This is a genomic window from Methylomonas fluvii (assembly GCF_014850975.1).
Classification (GTDB): Bacteria; Pseudomonadota; Gammaproteobacteria; order Methylococcales; family Methylomonadaceae; genus Methylomonas; species Methylomonas fluvii.
In genome coordinates this window covers 1,116,900-1,136,575 of the sequence record NZ_JACXST010000003.1, presented here as the reverse complement: position 1 = coordinate 1,136,575, position 19,676 = coordinate 1,116,900, and the positions used below count along the sequence as shown (strand labels likewise).

Sequence of the window (19,676 nt, the reverse complement as noted above, 5' to 3'; positions counted from 1 at the left end):
TGAGGGTACCCCGCCAAGCCAGAGAATGAATTTGATGTTCAGTATCCAATTGGCCGAGCCGAAAGTTTAGGGATGAAAGTTAACAATAATAATCAGGAGAGCAGCATGAAAATAATCGTTTTGGGATTGGTCCTGGCTTTCAACAGCTTGGCTGCACACGCTGCAAAATTCGGTCTGGAGCCTGGCGATGCGGTACTGACCAATTGTCACGAGATTTATACCCGAGGCGTGGTTAAAGCCAAGGTTGATGACGGCTACACCGTGCATTTTCCCAAGAACGCCGGGCCTATCCAGTGTCCGCCGTTTCGTTGGCATGCCGAGTTCGTGTTGCCGTTTCAATCGGTTTCGGAGTATCGCCTGAAGTTTTTGGGGGGCTTAAAACGCGATATTGTCTTTCAAGTGGGCGAGCCCGTGACTTTTCGGGTCGATACTGATAGGCGCGTCGTCAAAACCAAAGCCAGCATCGATATTGACGCACAGATTACCGACATCAGCAGCAACGGTGCGATAGCCGTGAAGTTAATTAGCACTGATCCGGAAGCGGCCGCGACATTTTGGCAATGGATAGGCGGCAATTATGTTGATTTACGGCATAAATATTTGGAACTGGAACGGGATAAAAGATCCCGCTAAATTAAGCTAAACACCTTCAGGTAATTGCCAACGTAAGCGCTGGCAATTTTAGCGATCTTCTAATGGAACAACGTCTGGACGCAGAAGGTGGGGCACACATGGCTCAATTGCCTAGGGGCTGGGAGAATGACTTGTTATTCAGTTCCCGGGTTTTTGATTGAAGTGAGTTCAACTGAACTTGACTCTTGGTTTGCTTATTTTCCTTATTTCCCCTACGCTTCCGGTCAAACTGACTGAGGCGGCGTCTTCCCTATGAAGATGATCGCAAAACCGGGAGTGGCTGGGGGCGGCGTATGGGTAGAGACGGTATGAATTCGACATTTTTCCATCTGACAAAAGTTGATCGGACTGTCAATCCCGATGCAAGATGACGTCAACATTACCATGGATCAGCTTCGTATCGGGTTGTATATTCATCTCGATCTCAAGTGGTTCGATCACCCTTTCTCGTTCAGCCATTTCAAGATAAAAAACGAGGCACAGATCAAGACCCTTCAGGGTCTTGGGCTAAAGTCGATTCGTTATGATCCGGCCCTCAGCGATGTCAGTCCGCTAGCTCAAAAGGCACAGCCGATACAGCAGACACCTGCAGAAGCCAAGCCGGATATTTCGCCGGCATTGGCGACCAAGCTGGAGCTAGTCGAGCGAATCCAGCAACAGCGAGAGGCGGCGGCACGGATCGAAAATGCCTTTATCGATACCGCTAAAACGATACACGGTATCGAGAAAAGCCTGTATACCATGCCGGCGGAGACTTTGCGAAAGGCGACACAATTGGTGGACCAAATTGTCGACTCGCTGCTTTGCGCGCCGGAACTTGCTATACACGTCATGATCGGCAAGGCGGGCGACGAGGAAATGTATTACCACTCCTTGAATGTCACCATGCTGTCCCTGATGATGGCCCGAGACATCCAGTTGCCCCAAGAACTGGTCGGCAGCGTGGGCATAGGCGCACTGTTTCACGATATTGGCCATAAGGAAATTCCGACCAAAATTCTGATGAAAAAGGAGCCGCTTAATCAGGCGGAGCGGCATTTATTTGAAATGCATTGCCAGTACGGCGCGGAAATCGGCCAGCGGCTGGGGTTGGCGCCTGCTGTGGTGACCATCATCCGCGAACATCACGAATGGTTCGATGGGACTGGCTACCCCAATAAACTGAAGGGTGAGGCCATCAGTTTGCTTTCCCGGATTGTCGTCATTGCCAACCATTACGATGAACTTTGCAACCCGGCGAATATTAACGATGCGCTGACACCTCATGAGGCTCTGTCGACGATGTTCGCCAAGTTGCGCAACAAATTCGATCAGAAACTGCTCCAGGTCTTCATCCGTTGTCTTGGGGTTTATCCGCCCGGCACCATCGTGCAATTTTCCAATGGGGTGATCGGCATGGTGGTCACCGTCAATACCCTCAAGCCGATGAAACCGCTGGTGCTGATATACGACGCGGATATTCCCAGGGATGAAGCGATTCTGGTGGACATGGCGTGCGAAGCGGATGCGAATATTGCGAAGGCGATCAGGCCGGCGCAGGTTCCGCGGGAAATATACAACTATCTCAGTCCACGCAAACGGGTCAATTATTACTTCGATCCGAGCCAACCCGGCCAGGAGCAAAGCGCCAGATGAGCAGTCTCGAACATCTGATGATTGATTACAGCCAGCATATGATGCTGCTGGTTGAACCCAGTGAGTTGCGGATCATCGTTGCCAACAAGGTCGTGGAGAAGATGCTGGGCTATTCGGAAGACGAATTGCTGGCCATGCCGATCACGGCTATCGAAAGTTCCTTGCAAGACGTGTTTTATTGGGAGGACGTCCGTAACGGACTATATCTCGATATCGAAACTCAGGACGGACTGTACCAATGTGCCGATGGTTCGATGCTGACGATGACCAAATCCGTCAAAGTCATTGATCATGAAGGAAGCCCTCTGATTTTGGTACAGGCCAGGGATGTACAGAACGAGCACAAGGCCGAGGATGCTCTGGCCCAAATATTGTCTCAATTGCGGGCAACGCTGGAATCGACAGGCAACGGCATTCTGGTTATCGATTGGCATGGCAAGATCGCCAACATGAACCGCCAGTTCAGCAGCATGTGGGGCATTTCCGACGAGTTGCTGCTGGAGAGGGAAGAAGCGGATATTCTCGAGTTCATTGCCGGGTTGGTTGCCGAGCCGGAAGTCTTTCGTATGCGCCTACAGGAGCTAGTCGGTAACAGCGAAACCGAAGATATCCTGAGCCTCAAGGATGGCCGGATTTTCGAATGCAGATCCCGGCCGCAATATCTAGGCGAGCACATCATTGGCCGCGTCTTCGGCTTTAACGATATTACCGAACGCAAACGGGCCGAGGAAGCGTTGCGCGATTCCCGAGACGAACTCGAAGAACAGGTGCGAAAGCGCACTGAATCGCTGCAAATGGCGAATACCCAATTGCTGGCCGAGAAGGCACGTCAAGAGGAACTCATCAGCCAGCTTGAAGAAACCCAGATGCAACTGCTGCAATCCGAAAAAATGGCTTCGATAGGCCAGCTCGCCGCCGGTGTGGCTCACGAAATCAATAATCCCATTGGCTTCGTCAACTCCAATTTAAGCACCTTGCAGGAGTATGTCGATGGCATGCTGGCACTGCTGGCGGCTTACGAACGGATCGAAGGGTCGTTGGTGAATGAAGCGTTACAAAAAATTACCCACCTGAAGCAGGAAATTAATATCGGCTATCTGCGCGAAGATATCGGCGACCTTCTGGCGGAGTCGCTCGACGGCTTGCAGCGAGTGCGGCGCATCGTTAAGGATCTGAAGGATTTCTCTCACGTCGGCGAACTGGAACAGCAATCGGCGAATCTTGAGGCGGGTCTCGACAGTACGCTGAACGTGGTGTGGAACGAGATCAAATATAAAGCCGACGTCGTAAAGGAATACGGCGGAATCCCCGAGATCAACTGTATCGCGTCCCAGCTCAACCAAGTGTTCATGAACCTTTTGATCAATGCCGTACAAGCCATTGAGGATCACGGCCTAATTACGATTCGCACCGCTTATGATGAGCAAAGCGTCTGGATTGAGGTGGAGGATACCGGCAAGGGCATCAAGCCCGAACAGCTTGGAAAAATCTTCGATCCGTTTTTTACCACCAAATCAGTTGGCATGGGCACAGGCCTGGGCCTGTCCTTATCCTATGGGATCGTTAAAAAGCACAATGGGCGAATAGAGGTGAAGAGCGAACTGGGGAAGGGCACGTGCTTTCGCGTATTTTTGCCGCGGACTCGCTGACAGGCGATCCACCATTCTGCCGTTATGAGGGCGTAAGAAATTTTTGTCTATTCCCACAAACAAATGGCGAACAGCTGTTGTGTGCTGAGGAATGTTTCTGGGAGTAGAGTCCGTGATTACGTTTCCAATCAGCGGCGCTCGAGTTCTTTTCTCCATCAATCAAGCTCGAAACTGCAACGCCCGAGAAAATTTCTTGAATGATCGAGCTCAGAACTCAATTGGCCGAGAAATTTTCTCAATCGACCGAGCTCTGAGCCAGAACGTCCGAGCTATTTTCTCGATCATTCTCATTCATAGCTGCATCGTTCAAGTTCCGAGCTAAAACGTTGGCGTTATTTTGTCCAATGATCGAGAAAAAAGCTTGGCCGTTGGACAAAATAACGCCAACGGCCAAGAAAATAAGTCAATTTAGCGTATCGGCTTAGTGAGTGGCGGGTGTTGTGGCCGCAGCCGTCGAGCTGGTCGATTTTCTGGCGAAGCGCCGGCTCAAACCGTCTAGGTGTTGTTCTAAGGCGCCATTCTTGCCGGCCAGTTTCGCGGCTTGATAAACCAGCAAGGTCTGGCTGTAAGCATCGCTGCCCGCCGCCAAAAAGGTATCCTCCAGCCGGCCTTGCAGCTGTCCCAAGGCTAAAACCAGCGGCTCCAACTGCCGGACTAAAGTCACGTCGCGTTGATATTCGTCCAAGTCAAAATTTCGCGGCAAGATGCCCGGATTTTGCACGGCCAACACCAAACCCTGATCCACAAACGCCCGGCTCTTGTCGCCCAACTTAGGCAAGGCCCGGCGCTCGTCGGCGCTTAAATCGATTAAAAACGGTAACAGGTTTTGAATTTGGCCGATCAAACCCATCACCGCGTTCTGCTGGTCGGCGGAGAGTTCGCCCTTGACTAAATCGTTGTTCATAATCGCTCCTTGTCAAAAAATTGATACTAGGATTCACGCCGATGCAATCAGAAAATGGTTTGAATCCCAGTAGTGCAAAGGGATAGTAGCAGGATGGCGGTCGCAGTACGCTTAAACTGCCTTTTTCGACAACCGGCAGGCAAAACATAATGTGTAAACGGCTATCATGATTCGCCTTTAGGTTGCTGGCTGAGTTTAGTTGAAAAACGGCACTGATTCAAACCGACTGCAACCGGAGCTGCAGGGCTATATTTTTTAGCCGGCTTAAATGTGATTTTAATGTCTGATGGTCGTTTGATAGTTATTCATGCCAAATGCTCGAGTTCGGCCACTTTTAGTCATTGACTGATTACAATTCCTCCGACAAAAATCAGGCGTCAAAGCTGACGCTCCCCTTGAGTTTCGCGCTGTCCTCTTAGTACAAGGGTTGTCAGCCTTGCTTACTAGCCCGTGTCAGTTTATCCAAATTGTTGCAACGACATGAAACTTGACCTGCTTCACAAATTTTGATATACGGTCCTCACCTGACGGAGGCTAGTTTGCTGAAAACTCAGCAGTTAACACCAAACTCCAAGCGTTTGGAGTTAACTGCTACGCCAAGGCAAAAGGCTAACACAAAGCCCTAGGGGTTAGAAAGTTGGCAAAATCATTAACCTTATCGGTATGGAGAATGGATATGCATATTAACCTACCCTTTCTGGCCGCAGGCCTAGTACTGAGTTTGACCACCACTAATGCCGAGGCTGTCTTAACCCCTTACACCTCTGCCGGTCAAAGCCTGGTGTACAGTAGCGTCAGCGACGTAACCTGGACCGGCGATGCCAATCTGCTGGGCGCCATGGAAGCCAGCAGCCCAAATCTGGTCAGCACCATCATCAACGCCATAGGGTCTGTTACCGACACATCTAATGCTTATGACATCCCGGCGAATAGTGGCAGCCACGCACTGAGCACGGCCGACTTCGGTGCAAACGGTAGAGTCAACTGGTTTGGCGCCCAAGCGTTTGTCAGTTATCTCAACACCATCATCTACGCCGGTTCCAATCAATGGGCCTTGCCAACGGCGGGCGCTAATCCGCAATTAAGCTACAACCAAACCGATAACCAATTCGGGCAACTGTACTATAACGAACTAAACAAACTGGCCCCTTCGTATCCGGGTTACGGAGGCCCCTTTGGTATTTTTGGTGATGGTAGGTGGGGCACCGCAGGCCCCGCAGGCCCCTTCAGCAACGCCCAAAGCTCTGCGTACTGGTCTGTTACTGAGGTTGCACCTAATCCTAGCCTTGCATGGATCTTCTTTACCTACGATGGCTACCTGGACCGCTACTTTAAAAATGACGAGAACCTCCAGTTCTTCGCATGGGCGGTTAGTCCCGGACAAGTGTCCGCCGTTCCGATACCAGAAGCGGTGTGGCTTATGGGTAGTGGATTGTTGGGGTTGCTGAGTTTGAAACGACGCGGACACGCTGGATAATTCGGTCATTTGGGTGATTGGGTGCTTTTTTGGGGGGAGCCCCAAGCGTTTTTTTGTGGTATCGCTAGTTATTGGACGTTACGAGCACTTACATATTTACCGTGATGCTTTGGCATTAGCAATGCATTTTGAGCAAGGCGTGATGAGTTTTAGCCGTTACCACAAATACACCCCGGGCAGCGAATTGCGAAACGTCAGCCGTAAAGCCGTCACCCTAATCATCCGGGCCAATTGTCATAGCAATAAACAAGCGGGCTTGGTGGCATTCCGCGATCATCTAGAAGAGTTATTGCTGTTGATCCGTATTGCCATAGAAGTACGTGCTTTTAAAAGTTTTATTGCCTACAGCGACATCATCAAGCTGACGGTCAAAGTTTGCAGAAAGAACGAAGGCTGGCTGAAAAACTGGTTGCCGGTGGATCGATGAGTTGCGGATAGGAGTTTAGATAGAACTTCTGGGATCAAGGGGCTATTGTAAGAGCTAAACCAGCCGTTCACTGGAAATGAGTGTCTGACTCCTTAGGGTCGTTAACGCCAGTCTGCCAACTTCATGAGCCGAATAATTCCAATGCGGTCACGTTCAGACTTTTTATTAAAATTTACCTAGTTATCGCCATTCATCTCAACTAGCCCTAACTAAAGTCAGAAGAATAGGGGCAGCGTTACGGCAAAGCCCTGATCATGCGAGAGCATATCGCATAATATTCGCCGCCTTCCCAGGCCAGGGTAACCAAGCTAACCGCCTTACTATCAGTATCATTAGTTGGATCGGTAATGAGTGATTGTTGTGTTTGCCAGTACCAGTTGACAGACTCGACCGATTTGGTGCAATCGCCGAACGGCGATACGACATCACCGAATAAGGTTTCCGCTTTTGCCCGCAGCGATTTCAACAATTCCGAGAGTTCTTCCCGCTTTAAATTACTTTTTAACACCATGCCGTCTCGGGTCATATCTTGAGCATCGGTAAAAGCATTCAGCCAAGTTTCCGCATCGGCTTTACCCGGTGCTTTAAACGATAAATAGTTGTCGGCATGGGTGGGGGCACAAAAGGCCAGCGTTGATCCTAATAGCAGTCTTTTCATAATGTCTCGTTAATAGCTTGATGATTTAGTTTGGGTTGCCGTTTGCATTTGGTTGAAAACCTCTAACAGCTGGGCAATCTCTTCTTCCGTTGACCGAGAGGCGCTTTGTGGCTTGCCCTGGATTTTTGCTTCGGTCCAGTCGACGGCTTCGCCTGATCCCCAGGATAGCAGCGAGGCCAAGGTAAATACCAGCAAACTGCGTGTCGTGCCACGGGGCAAACCTTGCTTATCCAGCAGAGTTTGGGCACGCTTGGCCACCCAGATGAATACGAGGGTGGTAATAATCAGGTTCCAGATAGATGGTAAGGTAAACAAATTCACTCCAACTTTTTAACTTGTGGCAAAACCAGCCGCTGCTCAATTTGTTCAGGGTTTAGGCCACTAGCGCTTTTATCCTTCAGACATTATTACCTGAAGCATAACTTGCTGCTTCGCCATAATGCTTTTGGGCAATATGATCGATAACGACCAGGTGATAACCTTACGTTACTCGCATAACTTATAGGTATCTGAAAAATGAAAAAACTGACTTCGGCTCTTATTCTGGCTGGCTCAATGTCTTGCGCGCAAGCATCTACATTACTGACCAGCACTTTTACTGCCGATAACGCCTTTGAAGAGTACATCAGCTCCAGCGCAACCTCAATTAGTAGCGCTGCTATCCTAAGCGGCAACAATTGGGGCAGCACGTATTCTTCGGTGGACAGCTTAACTCCCACGTCCGTTTCATATCTGATTTTAAAAGTCACCAATCAAGGTGGTCCGGGTGCAGCATTGGGTACTTTTACTCTGTCGAATAGCGACTATTTATTCGGCAATGGCGCAAATACTATTTCAACTGGCGATACCGGCTGGAGTATGTATGTAGATTCGCTGGCGAATCCGGCATCCCCGATTGTCGTAGAGGGTGCCAATGGAATATCGCCCTGGGGCTTCCACTCGGGTATTGATTCCAACGCGCAATGGGTCTGGTACTATAACAGTATCAATACCAATGGCGCAGGAGCATGGGGAAGTGATAATAGTACCGTTTATTTGGTCACTTCAATTACGCCGGCGGCTGTACCGGTGCCTAGTGCGATCTGGTTTATGGGTACCGCATTGCTGGGTTTCCTGGGCCTGAAACGTAAACAAGTCTAATCTTATTCGTCCTTTGCGGCTCCCCAGTTTGAGGTGGCCGCCAATTAACTAAATTGGCGGCCACTGATGGGATTACTTAGGTTACCCCTGCAACGCCTTTAACAAGCCCTGCAATTTGTCGTTGGCATCGCCGAACAACATGCGGGTGTTGTCATGCACGAACAGCGGGTTGCCGACGCCGGCGTACCCCGATGCCATCGAGCGTTTCAAGACGATAGTGGCAGCACCTTTCCAACATTCGAGCACCGGCATGCCTGCTATCGGGCTGTTAGGGTCGTCCAGGGCTGACGGATTGACGATGTCATTGGCGCCGATGACGATGGAGACATCCACATGCGGAAAGTCTTCGTTGATCTCGTCCATTTCAAAGACGATGTCATACGGCACTTTCGCTTCGGCCAATAAGACATTCATATGCCCAGGCATCCTTCCGGCGACCGGATGGATGGCAAACCGGACTTTTTTGCCGCGACCGGTCAGCAATTTGGTGATTTCGTTGACCGTGTGCTGTGCTTGCGCAACGGCCATGCCATAGCCGGGGATAATCACGATGTCTTTGGCGTCCAGCAGCAGTTGCGCGGTTTCTTCCACTTCAATGGGCTGCACGTCGCCAACCACTTCTGCCGCTTCACCGCCTGCGCTACCAAAACCGCCGGCAATCACGCTGAGAAAGTGTCGATTCATGGCGCGGCACATGATGTAACTCAGAATCGCACCACTGGAGCCGACCAAGGCGCCGGTGACGATCAGCAAGTCGTTGCTGAGCATAAAACCGGTCGCGGCCGCTGCCCATCCCGAATAGCTGTTTAACATTGATACTACCACCGGCATATCCGCGCCGCCGATGGCCATCACCATGTGTACCCCAAATACCAATGCAATCACAGTCATAATCGCCAGCGGCAGCATGCCGCCACCGCTTTCCGCCGCACTTAAAAAGCTGCCGCCTAATATCACGGTAACGACCAACATGGCCAGATTCAACCAATGCCGCGCGGGCAGCAAGATTGGCTTGCCGCTGATGCGACCGCAGAGTTTGCCGAAGGCGATGACCGAACCGGAAAATGTCACCGCACCGATAAAAATACCGATGTAGGTTTCCACTTCGTGGATGGTTTTTTCGGCGCCGACCAAACTGTTGGAGTGATCCATGGCGTTGGCGTAGCCGACCAATACCGCCGCCATCCCAACCAAGCTGTGCATCAGTGCCACCAGCTCCGGCATTTGCGTCATTTCCACTTTGGCGGCGGCTTTGGTGCCGATGAAGCCACCGATCAGCAAGGCAATCGTGAGTATGACGTAGGCGGTCACACTGCCGCCGAATACCGTGGCGACAATCGCAATCGCCATGCCGGTCATGCCGTAGTAGTTCCCGCGCCGCGCCGTGTCCTGTTTGCTCAGGCCGCTGAGGCTGAGAATGAATAGAATCGAGGCTGCGATGTATGCCATCGTAACTAGACCGTTTGACATGTAGCTCTCCTTATTTTCTAAACATTTCAAGCATGCGGCGCGTCACCAGGAAGCCGCCGGCAATATTGATGGATGCGATCAGAATCGCCACTGCGGACAAAATGCCGATTATCGAGTCAGGCGAGGACACCTGCACCAGAGCACCGATGACGATGATGCCACTGATGGCGTTGGTCACGCTCATCAAGGGTGTATGCAGCGACGGCGAGACGTTCCAAATCACTTGGTAACCGACAAAACAAGCCAACACAAACACCGTGAAGTGTGACAAAAACGACGTGGGCGCTGTCGCACCAACGGCGAAGAACACCAGCGCCGCCAAGGCTATCGGCAACCATTGCTTTATCGGTTCTGGTATCAAAGATTTGGTTTCCACAGCGGCCGCCGCTTCGCTTGCTGCCGCTTGTTTGGGTGCTGCGGATAGTTTGGGCGGTGGTGGCGGCCAGGTGATGTTGCCTTCCTTGATCACGGTGGCGCCGCGAATGACCTCGTCTTCCATGTTAATGACGGTATTACCGTCTTTGCCAGGGGTGAGGTCGGTCAACAGATGCCGCAGATTGGTGGCGTAGAGCTGGCTGGATTGATTAGCCAATCGACTGGGCAAATTGGTGTAACCGATAATGGTCACATCGTGCTTTACCACCACCTGGTTTTTCTCGGTCAATGCGCAGTTACCACCTTGTTCGGCTGCTAAATCCACAATGACGCTACCGGGTTTCATCGACGCCACCATCTCGGCGGTGATCAGTTCGGGAGCGGGTTTGCCGGGGATCAAGGCGGTGGTGACGATAATGTCCACTTCCTTGGCTTGTTGGGCAAACAAAGCCATCTCGGCTTCGATAAATTCCTTGGACATGGTTTTGGCGTAACCGCCGGTACCTGAGCCGTCTTCCTGAAAGTCCAGCATCAAAAACTCGGCGTCCATACTCTCGATTTGTTCTTTCACTTCCGGCCGGGTATCGAAGGCGCGGACGATAGCGCCCATGCCTTTCGCAGCACCAATCGCAGCCAGACCGGCTACACCGGCGCCAATGACCAAGACCTTGGCGGGCGGGATTTTCCCGGCGGCGGTGATTTGACCAGTGAAGAAGCGGCCAAAATGTTGCGCGGCCTCCACGATGGCTCGATAACCGGCGATATTGGCCATGGAACTCAGGGCGTCCATTTTCTGGGCGCGGGACATACGCGGCACGCTGTCCATTGCCAGCACCGATACCTTTTTCGTGGCCAATTTTTGCATCAGTGCTTCGTTTTGCGCCGGCCAGATAAAGCTGATCAATTGTTGGCCTTCGCGCAGCAAATCGGCCTCATCGAGTGCCAACTGCGGATGAAATTCGGGAGCGCGGACTTTCATGACAATATCGCTCTGTTGCCATAATTCCTGCGCCGAGGCGACTACTTGCAAGCCGGCCGCGCGATAAGCGTCATCGGAAATATTGGCATTGTCACCGGCGCCGCTTTCCACCAGTACTTCAAAACCTAGTTTGATGATTTTTTCAGCGGCCTCGGGCGTGGTAGCGACGCGTTTTTCGCCGTCGTGAACTTCTTTTGGAACACCGATCTTCATGATTTCTCCTAAGGTTTGGAGGGGAATAACGGATTGTTGGTAGGCTGAAAAGCCAGCGGGCGAGGATAGGGGATTGAATCGGTTTTATCAATTGTTTTCTGTGACTTCAACTAATTACGCTAGAATCCTAGAGTCTGCTTAAGCCAACTAGAAGAACAATGAAAATATTGGTGGTCGATGATAGTAAAGTGATCCGGCAGCTGGTTGCGGAATGCCTAAAAGAAATGGGGCATGCGGTGTCCTATGCGGAAAACGGTTCCGAAGCCTTGCAATATGTCGCCGACCAAGACGTGGATTTGATTTTGATGGATGTGGAAATGCCCATGCTGAGCGGTTTTGAGGCCACGAAAGCCATCCGCGAGCTAAAAAAGGCCGATTGGTTTCCCATCATTTTTTTTACGATGCACGACGATGATGAGTCGTTCGTTAACGGTATTTTGGCCGGCGGCGACGCCTATCTGCCTAAGCCGCTGAATCCTACCCGTTTGCGATTGACAGTGATCGCGATGGAGCGGATTTATGTGATGCGGCAAAAACTGCAAACCACCCAGCGGGAATTGCAGGCCGCCAATCTGGAATTGGAGCGTTTATCATTGCGCGATCAATTAACCGGCTTGGGCAATCGCCGCCATTTCGATAGCAATCTTGCCATGCAGTTTGCGCTGTCCCGCCGCAATAAAGCGCCGTTGTCTTTGATTATTTGCGATATCGATTACTTTAAGAAATACAACGACGCCTTAGGGCACCCGCAAGGCGATGGGTGTTTAATTGCAGTAGCGAAAGTTCTCACGGAGCAATTGGCGCGTAGCAGCGATCTGATTTGCCGCTACGGTGGTGAGGAGTTCGTGGCAATACTACCCGATACGGATTTACAACAGGCCCGTGCACTCGCTGAAAGTATTCGCCGGCAAGTTTTTGAAAAAAACATCGTTTACGGCGACACTGAGACCCTGTGTGTTAGCCTGAGTTTGGGCGTGGCTACCTATGTCGGCCAATATAGAACCGCGCTGGAGATGCTGGAAGCGGCAGACGCGGCTTTGTACAAGGCCAAGCAAAGCGGTCGTAACCGCGTGGAAGTCAATTAAATCGTGTATCGAGCCAAAGATTTTATAGAAACTGCGGAAGGATTGATTTTCGCGGTCGTTGTTCAGGGCCAGGAAAATGGGAAGGTCTTATGTTTTCTGCGCTACCTCTGTGTGGTGGGCGTTTGGCGCAAGGTTGACACCGCAGTGGCGAACCAACATCTTGCGCAATATTCCCCACAGTATCTGCATTATTCGGCGCTGCTTGATGCACATTTACACGCCGTGCCCAGCGCCGCTATTGTTCGGCATTATCAACCTCAAAAAATATTGCAAAGTTTGTTGGCTGAGGAGCCCGGCGATCCGGTATTGGCCGATTTGCACAAACTGTGCTGCTTGTTGCAGGACAATGGCTTGGCACTTAACCGATTCGGCGTGACCGGCTCGCTGCTGGTGGGGATGCAAAAACACAGTTCCGATATTGATCTGGTGTGCTACGAGCGTGGCGAGTTTCATCGTGCGCGCAATATCGTCCAAGCCTTGATTGCCGAAGATCGTTGCCAGGCATTAAACGATGAAGATTGGTTGGAGGCTTATCAGCGGCGAGCCTGCGATTTTGCCTTTGACGAATATGTCTGGCACGAGCAGCGCAAGTACAACAAGGGCATGATCAATGGGCGTAAATTCGATTTGTCGCTGGTAGTTTCCGACCCGGAAGCACAAGACAGAAGCTATCGTAAACTGGGTTTTGTCACTATCGACGCCGAAGTGTGCGAAGACCAATTCAGTTTCGATTATCCCGCTCGGTTTGCCGTCAAACATCCGCAAGTTGATAGCGTGGTGTGTTTTACCGCGACTTACAACGGCCAGGCACAAATCGGCGAAAGAATTCGCGTGGCCGGACAATTGGAAGTTGATCAAAGTGGATTGCAGCGCATAGTAGTCGGTTCGAATCGGGAAGCCATAGGCGAGTTTATCAAGGTCATCCGGTGACAGATCGGCATTGGCGGGCGGTCATTTTTGATATGGATGGTCTGGTTTTGGATAGCGAACCGACTTATGTTCAAGCTTGGCGTGCTGCCGCCGATGAGCTTGGTTTTGCGATGCCGGCTGAATTTTGGGATAGCTTGTCCGGTTGCTCCGGAAAAATAGTGACTCAGCGTTTGCAGGTGCAGTGTGGGCTTGGTTTCAATCTGGACAAGTTTCAACAATTGAGTAGCGATTATTGGCTAGCGCACGTGCAGCAACACGGTATCGCCGTAAAACCGGGATTTTTTGCCGTGTTGGAGGTATTGGCTCAGTACCCATTGCCGTTCTGTCTGGCCACTAATAGTGCACTGGCAGCGGCGCAACAGTGTCTGGCCTGGGCTGGATTGACGGATGTTTTTTCTTATATTGTTGCCGGCGATATGGTCGCCGCGGCAAAGCCGGCGCCGGATATTTTTTTGCGCGCTGCCGCAGAACTGGCACAACTGGTTGAGGATTGTTTGGTGCTGGAGGATTCGCCGACAGGCGTCCGCGCCGCTCTGGCCGCTGGAGCGGCCTGTATCTTCGTGCCGTCATTACAGCCGGTGGATGCCTGGGCTGTCGAACACGCCGATTTTCTCATGGACGATCTACACCAAGTGGCTGATTTTATCTCGGCCCGCCAACATCATCCGCTATAATGCCGGCTCCTTACTATTTGACGGAATCCAGGTGGTGAAAGCGCGGTACCAATCAGTGACGGTCATAGCACCGGCTCGCTTGCATATGGGCTTTATCGATTTAAGCGGGGCGTTGGGGCGGCATTTCGGTAGCATCGGTTTGGCGCTGAACGAAATCAATACCAAACTCATCATAACCGCCGCGGATAGCCTGCAAGTCAGCGGTCCGTCCGCTGAGCGCGCCCTGAAATGTACTCGGCAATTTTCTCAGCTGCTGGGCGTTTCCGATGCACTTAATATCATTATCGACCATGCCATTCCTGAGCACATTGGCTTAGGGTCCGGTACGCAAATGGCTCTGGCTGTCGGTGCCGCGTTGAATGCTTTTTACGGTTTGGGTCTGTCGGTGCGGGAAATAGCGCAACTCTCTGATCGCGGTGCGCGTTCCGGTATTGGTATCGGTATCTTCGAAACAGGCGGCCTGGTGGTGGATGGCGGTCGCGGACCGGACACCAAAACCCCGCCCATGATTGCACAAATGGCTGTGCCGGAAGACTGGCGCTTTATTTTGGTGTTCGATCAGCGCGGCCAAGGTTTGCATGGCGAACAGGAAGTCAGCGCCTTTCAGCAATTGCCGCCATTTCCGCAAGCCCAGGCCGAGCGCTTGTGTTACTTGCTATTGATGCAGGGCTTGCCGGCTTTGGCTGAATGCGATCTGGATAAGTTCGGCGAAGTGATTACCTCGCTGCAACAGGCGGTAGGGGAGCATTTCGCGCCGGTACAGGGTGGGGTGTTTACCAGTCCGGATGTCGCGGCGGCAATGGCTAGTCTGGCCGAGCAAGGCGCGGTGGCGATAGGCCAGACCTCTTGGGGGCCGACCGGCTTTTGCGCGGTTGCTAACCCGCAACGGGCTGCAGAGCTGCTGGCGCAGTTGGAACGGGACTTCGCCGCATCACCCCTAAGTTTTTTGGTGGCCAGCGCCCGAAATCAGACAGCGGAAATTAGGGTCAATTAGCGGGTACCTTAGTCGAGCGCGTGTTCCGCGTGATCTTTATTTTGTTTATTGTCAGTCCATTCGGCACTGAGCCTATCGCCGCTATTGCCGGCTTTTAATCTAAACGTAAAAAACGGATTTTTGGCGATACTGCCGGCCATGTTGGTGGTTAGTATCAGTTGATCGTTGAGCTTGACCTGTAACTGCTCAATGAAATGCGCCGGAATCAAGTCACCGTTGGCATCGCGATTGCGGCCGTTTTCCATCGGATGCGTGATCAGCAATTTAACTTCCGTATAGCCGTCACGCCGTTGGCTTCTGATTTTTATACTGTTAGCCATATCAACCTGTTCCGCAACCGCCGCGCATCACATTGACCCAGCGGCTGGTGCGTAGTAGCGCCCCTTTGTATTCCGCAAGCAAAATCACGGTGCAAGATTCGGCTAATTTAATACGTGCCGTGAGCTGGGGTGCGATGAGTGGCGTGAGTTCAAATTCCGCCAACAGCGGCGTGGGATTTTTATCGGCGAATAGATACAGTTTCTCTATGCCTTCCAGTTCGCTAGCAATGCTGACCGGCACTACCGCGCCATCTTCGGCAATCTTGGGCAGGATCAAATTGAGTTTATCGCTATTAATCACCGTTCGCTGATCGATAAGTTGTGCGTAGAGGGTGATGAAGTCGTCGGCGGCAAAATGTTTTGCCAATCTCTCGGCACGGACGTTTGCGGATTTGCCGGTCAATAAAGCCCCGGCCAGCAAAATACCGGAGTGCTGTAAAAATAGGCGCCGACTAGGCATAAAATTTAATAACCATAAAAAGTTTGATGTATATCAAAAAATTTAAGCCTCGGCTTGTTATCTTTTGCCCCGTTGAAATTTTTTCAGCACCACCATCACAAACAACAAAAGGAAGGTACAAAATGAGTGAAGTACAAGAAAAAGATAATTTCTGGCTCTATATCGTCATTGCTGTCGTCTTGGCGGCTGGCGCTGTACTGATGGTAAAAAATGCCGAGCATGACAAATATGCTACCGCGGCAAAAAATATCGCCGAAGACTCCGCCAACTCAGCTTATCGCAATGATGTACTTCACAGCGGTGGCACGAAAAGATAAGCGCTTTGCAAAGGTTCGGGAAATGTAATCTGCGTTTCCCAAATTCGCGGATTTTGGCGGGGCATCCGGGCCTCGTCAAAATCCGTTTCCGTTTCTACTAGTCGTTGAATAATGCCGTTGCTTTCAGTAAAGCGATGGCATTGGCCATGCCAACGTCCAAATTTTTCTCGATCTCGGCCATGGTGATTTCGCCCTCGACCACGCCTGCCGCCCAATTGGCAACCACCGAGATATTGGCATAAGCCAAGCCCAATTCCCGTGCCAGCGCGGCTTCCGGCATGCCGGTCATGCCGACCAGGTCGCAACCGTCGTTAGCCATGCGTTTGATTTCGGCAAACGTTTCCAGCCTTGGCCCTTGGGTACAGCCGTAAGTGCCTGAAGAGGTGATGGAAATGTCTGCCTGTTGCGCGGCTTGAATAATTCTTGCGCGTAAAGAGGGTGTATAGGGTTCGGTGAAATCGATATGCGTGACGTGTTCAAGATCGTCGGCAAAAAACGTATGTTCCCGGCCGTAGCTGTAGTCGACCAATTGATTGGGAATGGCAATAACCGCAGGTGCCATCTTTGCGCCGATGCCGCCAACCGCCGCGACGCCGATAATCTCGGTAACGCCTAACTGTTTTAAGCCCCAGATATTGGCTCGGTAGTTGATTTTGTGCGGCGGGATTCGATGCGGGTTGCCGTGTCTGGCCAGGAACACCAATTTTTTCCCATTAAGTTCGCCAAGCAAATAAGGCGCAGACGGCTCGCCGAAAGGCGTGGTCAAGCGTTCTTCACCCGTAATGGTAAGTGCTTCGATTTGGGTGAGGCCGGTGCCGCCGATGATAGCTAATGTCATAGTACTTCCTTGCAGGCAAATACGCCTGGCGCATTTCTCAGATAACCCTTGTAATCCATGCCGTAACCAAACAGATAATGATTAGCGACTGTCAGGCCGATAAAGTCGGGCTCGATAGGTTTGGTGATTTGCAAATCTTTGTCGAACAGCGCTGCGGTATAAATGGCGCCGGCACCTTCTTCTCGACAATATTCGACGATAGCGTGCAGCGTATGGCCCTCGTCGAGAATATCGTCCACCACCAATACTGTGCGGCCAGCCAGCGGTGTAGTCGGTTTGAATAGCCAATGTATATCGCTGCCTGAGGTGGCGTTGCGGTAACGGCTGGCGTGGACGCTGTCCAGATTCAACGGAAAGTCCAGGCGCGGCAGTAATTTGCCGGTAGCGATGATGCCGCCGTTAATAACGCACAACACCAAGGGATTACTGTCTTGCAGTTTATTGGTGATCGCCGCGGCCATGCTATCCAACGCCGCTTCGACTTCCTCGGCGCTGTGCAGCAGCAGCGCTTGCTGTTTAACAATGCCGATTTCTTCAAGCATGGGCTTCATAAAACTCCGTGATTTGTTTGGAAATGGTTTGCCATTTGTCATTTTTCGCCAGGGCGTCTTTATCGAGCTGGCATTTGCCGCGCATCGCTTGCAGGCGTTGTTCGCGTTTGCTGTTTTGGCTGATAGGCAGTTTATCCAGCACTTGCTCGGCCGCTGCCGAATTATTGCAAACCAGTAGCATGTCGCAGCCAGCCTGTTGGGCAAGGCCGGCGCGTTCAGTGAAATCGCCTATGCTGGCGGCGCCTTCCATGCTCAGATCATCACTGAAGATCGCGCCGTCAAAGCCAAGTTCGCCACGCAGAATGGTCTGTAACCAGAAGCTGGAAAAACCAGCGGGGTAGCGGTCCACTTGCGGATAAGCTACATGTGCCGGCATGATGGCTTCCAGACCTTGCGCTATCAGTTGTTTGAAAGGTAGTAAATCTTGCCTGCGGATGGTTTCCAAGTCGCGCTCGTCGACCGGCAAGGTCAAATGCGAATCCAGCGCCACCGCGCCGTGGCCAGGGAAATGTTTGCCGGTGGCCGCCATACCTGCGCTGCGCATGCCTTGGCGAAATGCGCCGGCCAGTTCTGCGGCTAATTTTGCGTTTTGGGAAAATGAGCGGTTGCCGATGATTTCACTGACCCCGCAATCCACATCCAATACCGGCGCAAAACTGAAGTCCACATCCACCGCCAGTAGTTCGCTGGCCATCAGCCAGCCGGCGGCTTCCGCCAGTTCGGGTTGTTCGGCGTATAAAGCCGCCGCCGGCAGGCGGGTAAAGCCGTTTTGAAAGCGTTGCACGCGGCCGCCTTCCTGATCGACAGCAATTAAAATGTCGCCCTTGCGTGCGGCGCGGATCTGTTTGATCAAATCGGCGACTTGCCGAGGATTGTCGTAATTTCTAGCGAACAGGATTAAGGCACCGGTATTGGGGTGAGCGATTTTTTCTTTGTCCAGCGCGCTGAGGCTGTGGGCCTCAATGTCGATCATGACCGGGCCGATAGCTTGTGGTTTCATGGTGATAAATGGTGAAAATGGAATATACTTTTGGTCTAACCGTCACATTATATGAGGAAACCGTGCGAACATTTATTTTGTTGATCAGTTTGATGCTGTTACCGACGATGACTTGGGCCAATTCCGGCGAGAAGAAAGCCGATGAGAGCGCAGGGCCGGTTATTGAGTATGTGGAGATGAAACCTAAGTTCACCGTCAATCTGGCCGAACCTAAAAAATACCTGATGTTAAACGTACAGTTACTGGTGGAAGGTGCCGATCACTTGGAAATTATCAAAAAACATATGCCGGTTTTACGTCATGAGATGATCATGATGCTGAGCGGCACGAAAAGCGCCGACTTGCAAACCATGGAACAGCGTGAAGCGTTGCGGATGAAGACCAAACAATTGATCACCGATATTTTGACCAAAGCGCAAAATAGTGACGGTTTTCGCGATGTGTTCTTTTCGGAGTTTTTGATCAATTAGCGGCCTTGAAAAATCTTAGGTTTGAACAAAAAAGCTTGCAGCGATGCGAGCTTTTTTTTGCACTGTCATTTTCGATATTAGTCTGAATCTTTTACTAAGCCTTAGACCTGCCAGGACGCGGTTGCCTAATGACATGTGCGTAAGGCTTCGAAAAATCCATGAAGCTTGGATTCGCGTGGCGGTCGGCGCTCCCGTTTCAATAGGTAGCCCCGCCAGAATGAGTGTGCCAGTGAGGACGTTTTGTTAGCAACCGACGTTGCCGCCGATTTGGTAGCAGATAACTCTAGTTTAATACGGTGGTATATTTGGTCAGCGGCTTTCTCATCGTTTGTCTGGCCTTCGTCTGGTAGGTGTTCAAGAGCCGCTTTAAGGTTAGACGCGGGGCAGTAAAGCCAATGTCGGCTGGCAAAATGGTGGCAAAGTCTCAGCGACTATCTGGAGAGTCGCACGTGCTGAGTATAATCCCTTGACCTAATT

General features: G+C 51.5%; 22 protein-coding genes. 12 read left to right on the top strand and 10 right to left on the bottom strand.

Annotated elements, in window-relative coordinates; all coding sequences use genetic code 11:
- Positions 1–105: 105 nt before the first annotated feature.
- The 3 genes from EBB_RS22770 to EBB_RS22760 all read left to right on the top strand — a co-directional run bounded on the left by EBB_RS22770 (position 106) and on the right by EBB_RS22760 (position 3,917).
- The gene (locus EBB_RS22770; RefSeq protein WP_225587718.1) at positions 106–633 is read left to right on the top strand and encodes a hypothetical protein; all 528 of its coding nucleotides are present in this window, start codon (positions 106–108) and stop codon (positions 631–633) included.
- A gap of 360 nt (positions 634–993) precedes the next feature.
- On the top strand, positions 994–2,268 hold the full coding sequence (locus tag EBB_RS22765; RefSeq protein WP_192395951.1) for a cyclic di-GMP phosphodiesterase: 1,275 nt from the start codon (positions 994–996) through the stop codon (positions 2,266–2,268).
- Complete coding sequence (locus EBB_RS22760) at positions 2,265–3,917, top strand: PAS domain-containing sensor histidine kinase (protein WP_192395950.1); 1,653 nt, start codon at positions 2,265–2,267, stop codon at positions 3,915–3,917. Before EBB_RS22765 ends, EBB_RS22760 begins: the two co-directional genes overlap by 4 nt.
- A 421-nt stretch (positions 3,918–4,338) precedes the next feature.
- Here EBB_RS22760 and EBB_RS22755 read toward each other — a convergent pair whose 3' ends face one another.
- Positions 4,339–4,821, bottom strand: a complete 483-nt coding sequence (locus EBB_RS22755) for a hypothetical protein (protein ID WP_192395949.1) — start codon at positions 4,819–4,821, stop codon at positions 4,339–4,341.
- Between the two features lie 676 nt (positions 4,822–5,497).
- On the opposite strand from EBB_RS22755, the gene EBB_RS22750 reads away from it, so the two are divergent.
- Positions 5,498–6,298 carry an Lcl C-terminal domain-containing protein gene (locus tag EBB_RS22750; RefSeq protein WP_192395948.1) on the top strand — a complete coding sequence of 267 codons (801 nt, stop codon included), beginning with the start codon at positions 5,498–5,500 and terminating at the stop codon, positions 6,296–6,298.
- Positions 6,299–6,407: 109 nt separating this feature from the next.
- Positions 6,408–6,725 carry a four helix bundle protein gene (locus EBB_RS22745; RefSeq protein ID WP_225587717.1) on the top strand — a complete coding sequence of 106 codons (318 nt, stop codon included), beginning with the start codon at positions 6,408–6,410 and terminating at the stop codon, positions 6,723–6,725.
- 235 nt (positions 6,726–6,960) lie between these two features.
- Here the strand turns inward: EBB_RS22745 and EBB_RS22740 are convergent, their stop codons facing one another.
- Both EBB_RS22740 and EBB_RS22735 read right to left on the bottom strand, forming a co-directional pair.
- The gene (locus EBB_RS22740) at positions 6,961–7,383 is read right to left on the bottom strand and encodes a hypothetical protein (protein ID WP_192395946.1); all 423 of its coding nucleotides are present in this window, start codon (positions 7,381–7,383) and stop codon (positions 6,961–6,963) included.
- A 9-nt stretch (positions 7,384–7,392) separates the two neighbouring features.
- The gene (locus EBB_RS22735) at positions 7,393–7,698 is read right to left on the bottom strand and encodes a hypothetical protein (RefSeq protein ID WP_192395945.1); all 306 of its coding nucleotides are present in this window, start codon (positions 7,696–7,698) and stop codon (positions 7,393–7,395) included.
- A gap of 201 nt (positions 7,699–7,899) precedes the next feature.
- Between EBB_RS22735 and EBB_RS22730 the strand changes: the two genes are divergently transcribed.
- On the top strand, positions 7,900–8,523 hold the full coding sequence (locus EBB_RS22730; protein ID WP_192395944.1) for a hypothetical protein: 624 nt from the start codon (positions 7,900–7,902) through the stop codon (positions 8,521–8,523).
- 81 nt (positions 8,524–8,604) lie between these two features.
- Here the strand turns inward: EBB_RS22730 and pntB are convergent, their stop codons facing one another.
- Positions 8,605–9,993 (bottom strand): Re/Si-specific NAD(P)(+) transhydrogenase subunit beta, encoded by a 1,389-nt coding sequence (pntB, locus tag EBB_RS22725; protein WP_192395943.1) that lies wholly within the window; start codon positions 9,991–9,993, stop codon positions 8,605–8,607.
- A 10-nt stretch (positions 9,994–10,003) separates the two neighbouring features.
- The gene (locus tag EBB_RS22720) at positions 10,004–11,560 is read right to left on the bottom strand and encodes a Re/Si-specific NAD(P)(+) transhydrogenase subunit alpha (protein WP_192395942.1); all 1,557 of its coding nucleotides are present in this window, start codon (positions 11,558–11,560) and stop codon (positions 10,004–10,006) included.
- Positions 11,561–11,718: 158 nt separating this feature from the next.
- Between EBB_RS22720 and EBB_RS22715 the strand changes: the two genes are divergently transcribed.
- Genes EBB_RS22715 through EBB_RS22700 form a run of 4 tightly spaced genes read left to right on the top strand, consistent with a single transcriptional unit; the run spans position 11,719 to position 15,243 of the window.
- Positions 11,719–12,645 (top strand): GGDEF domain-containing response regulator, encoded by a 927-nt coding sequence (locus tag EBB_RS22715; protein WP_192395941.1) that lies wholly within the window; start codon positions 11,719–11,721, stop codon positions 12,643–12,645.
- Positions 12,646–12,648: 3 nt separating this feature from the next.
- Positions 12,649–13,575, top strand: a complete 927-nt coding sequence (locus EBB_RS22710; protein WP_192395940.1) for a hypothetical protein — start codon at positions 12,649–12,651, stop codon at positions 13,573–13,575.
- Entirely contained in the window at positions 13,572–14,249 is a 678-nt protein-coding gene (locus tag EBB_RS22705) for an HAD family hydrolase (RefSeq protein WP_192395939.1), read from the top strand. Before EBB_RS22710 ends, EBB_RS22705 begins: the two co-directional genes overlap by 4 nt.
- A 34-nt stretch (positions 14,250–14,283) precedes the next feature.
- Positions 14,284–15,243 (top strand): beta-ribofuranosylaminobenzene 5'-phosphate synthase family protein, encoded by a 960-nt coding sequence (locus tag EBB_RS22700; protein WP_192395938.1) that lies wholly within the window; start codon positions 14,284–14,286, stop codon positions 15,241–15,243.
- Between the two features lie 8 nt (positions 15,244–15,251).
- Here the strand turns inward: EBB_RS22700 and soxZ are convergent, their stop codons facing one another.
- Both soxZ and EBB_RS22690 read right to left on the bottom strand, forming a co-directional pair.
- Entirely contained in the window at positions 15,252–15,563 is a 312-nt protein-coding gene (gene soxZ, locus EBB_RS22695; protein WP_192395937.1) for a thiosulfate oxidation carrier complex protein SoxZ, read from the bottom strand.
- Between the two features lies 1 nt (position 15,564).
- The gene (locus EBB_RS22690; protein WP_192395936.1) at positions 15,565–16,023 is read right to left on the bottom strand and encodes a thiosulfate oxidation carrier protein SoxY; all 459 of its coding nucleotides are present in this window, start codon (positions 16,021–16,023) and stop codon (positions 15,565–15,567) included.
- A 122-nt stretch (positions 16,024–16,145) separates the two neighbouring features.
- On the opposite strand from EBB_RS22690, the gene EBB_RS22685 reads away from it, so the two are divergent.
- Positions 16,146–16,340 (top strand): hypothetical protein, encoded by a 195-nt coding sequence (locus tag EBB_RS22685; protein ID WP_033156590.1) that lies wholly within the window; start codon positions 16,146–16,148, stop codon positions 16,338–16,340.
- A 97-nt stretch (positions 16,341–16,437) separates the two neighbouring features.
- Here EBB_RS22685 and EBB_RS22680 read toward each other — a convergent pair whose 3' ends face one another.
- The 3 genes from EBB_RS22680 to nagZ are packed head-to-tail and all read right to left on the bottom strand — an operon-like array spanning position 16,438 to position 18,729.
- Complete coding sequence (locus EBB_RS22680) at positions 16,438–17,178, bottom strand: S-methyl-5'-thioinosine phosphorylase (RefSeq protein WP_192395935.1); 741 nt, start codon at positions 17,176–17,178, stop codon at positions 16,438–16,440.
- The gene (locus EBB_RS22675) at positions 17,175–17,720 is read right to left on the bottom strand and encodes a hypoxanthine-guanine phosphoribosyltransferase (protein ID WP_192396445.1); all 546 of its coding nucleotides are present in this window, start codon (positions 17,718–17,720) and stop codon (positions 17,175–17,177) included. Before EBB_RS22675 ends, EBB_RS22680 begins: the two co-directional genes overlap by 4 nt.
- Complete coding sequence (gene nagZ / locus EBB_RS22670) at positions 17,713–18,729, bottom strand: beta-N-acetylhexosaminidase (protein WP_225587716.1); 1,017 nt, start codon at positions 18,727–18,729, stop codon at positions 17,713–17,715. The genes EBB_RS22675 and nagZ overlap by 8 nt, the downstream gene beginning before the upstream one ends.
- A gap of 62 nt (positions 18,730–18,791) precedes the next feature.
- On the opposite strand from nagZ, the gene EBB_RS22665 reads away from it, so the two are divergent.
- Positions 18,792–19,199, top strand: a complete 408-nt coding sequence (locus tag EBB_RS22665) for a flagellar basal body-associated FliL family protein (protein WP_229427632.1) — start codon at positions 18,792–18,794, stop codon at positions 19,197–19,199.
- Positions 19,200–19,676: the final 477 nt, after the last annotated feature.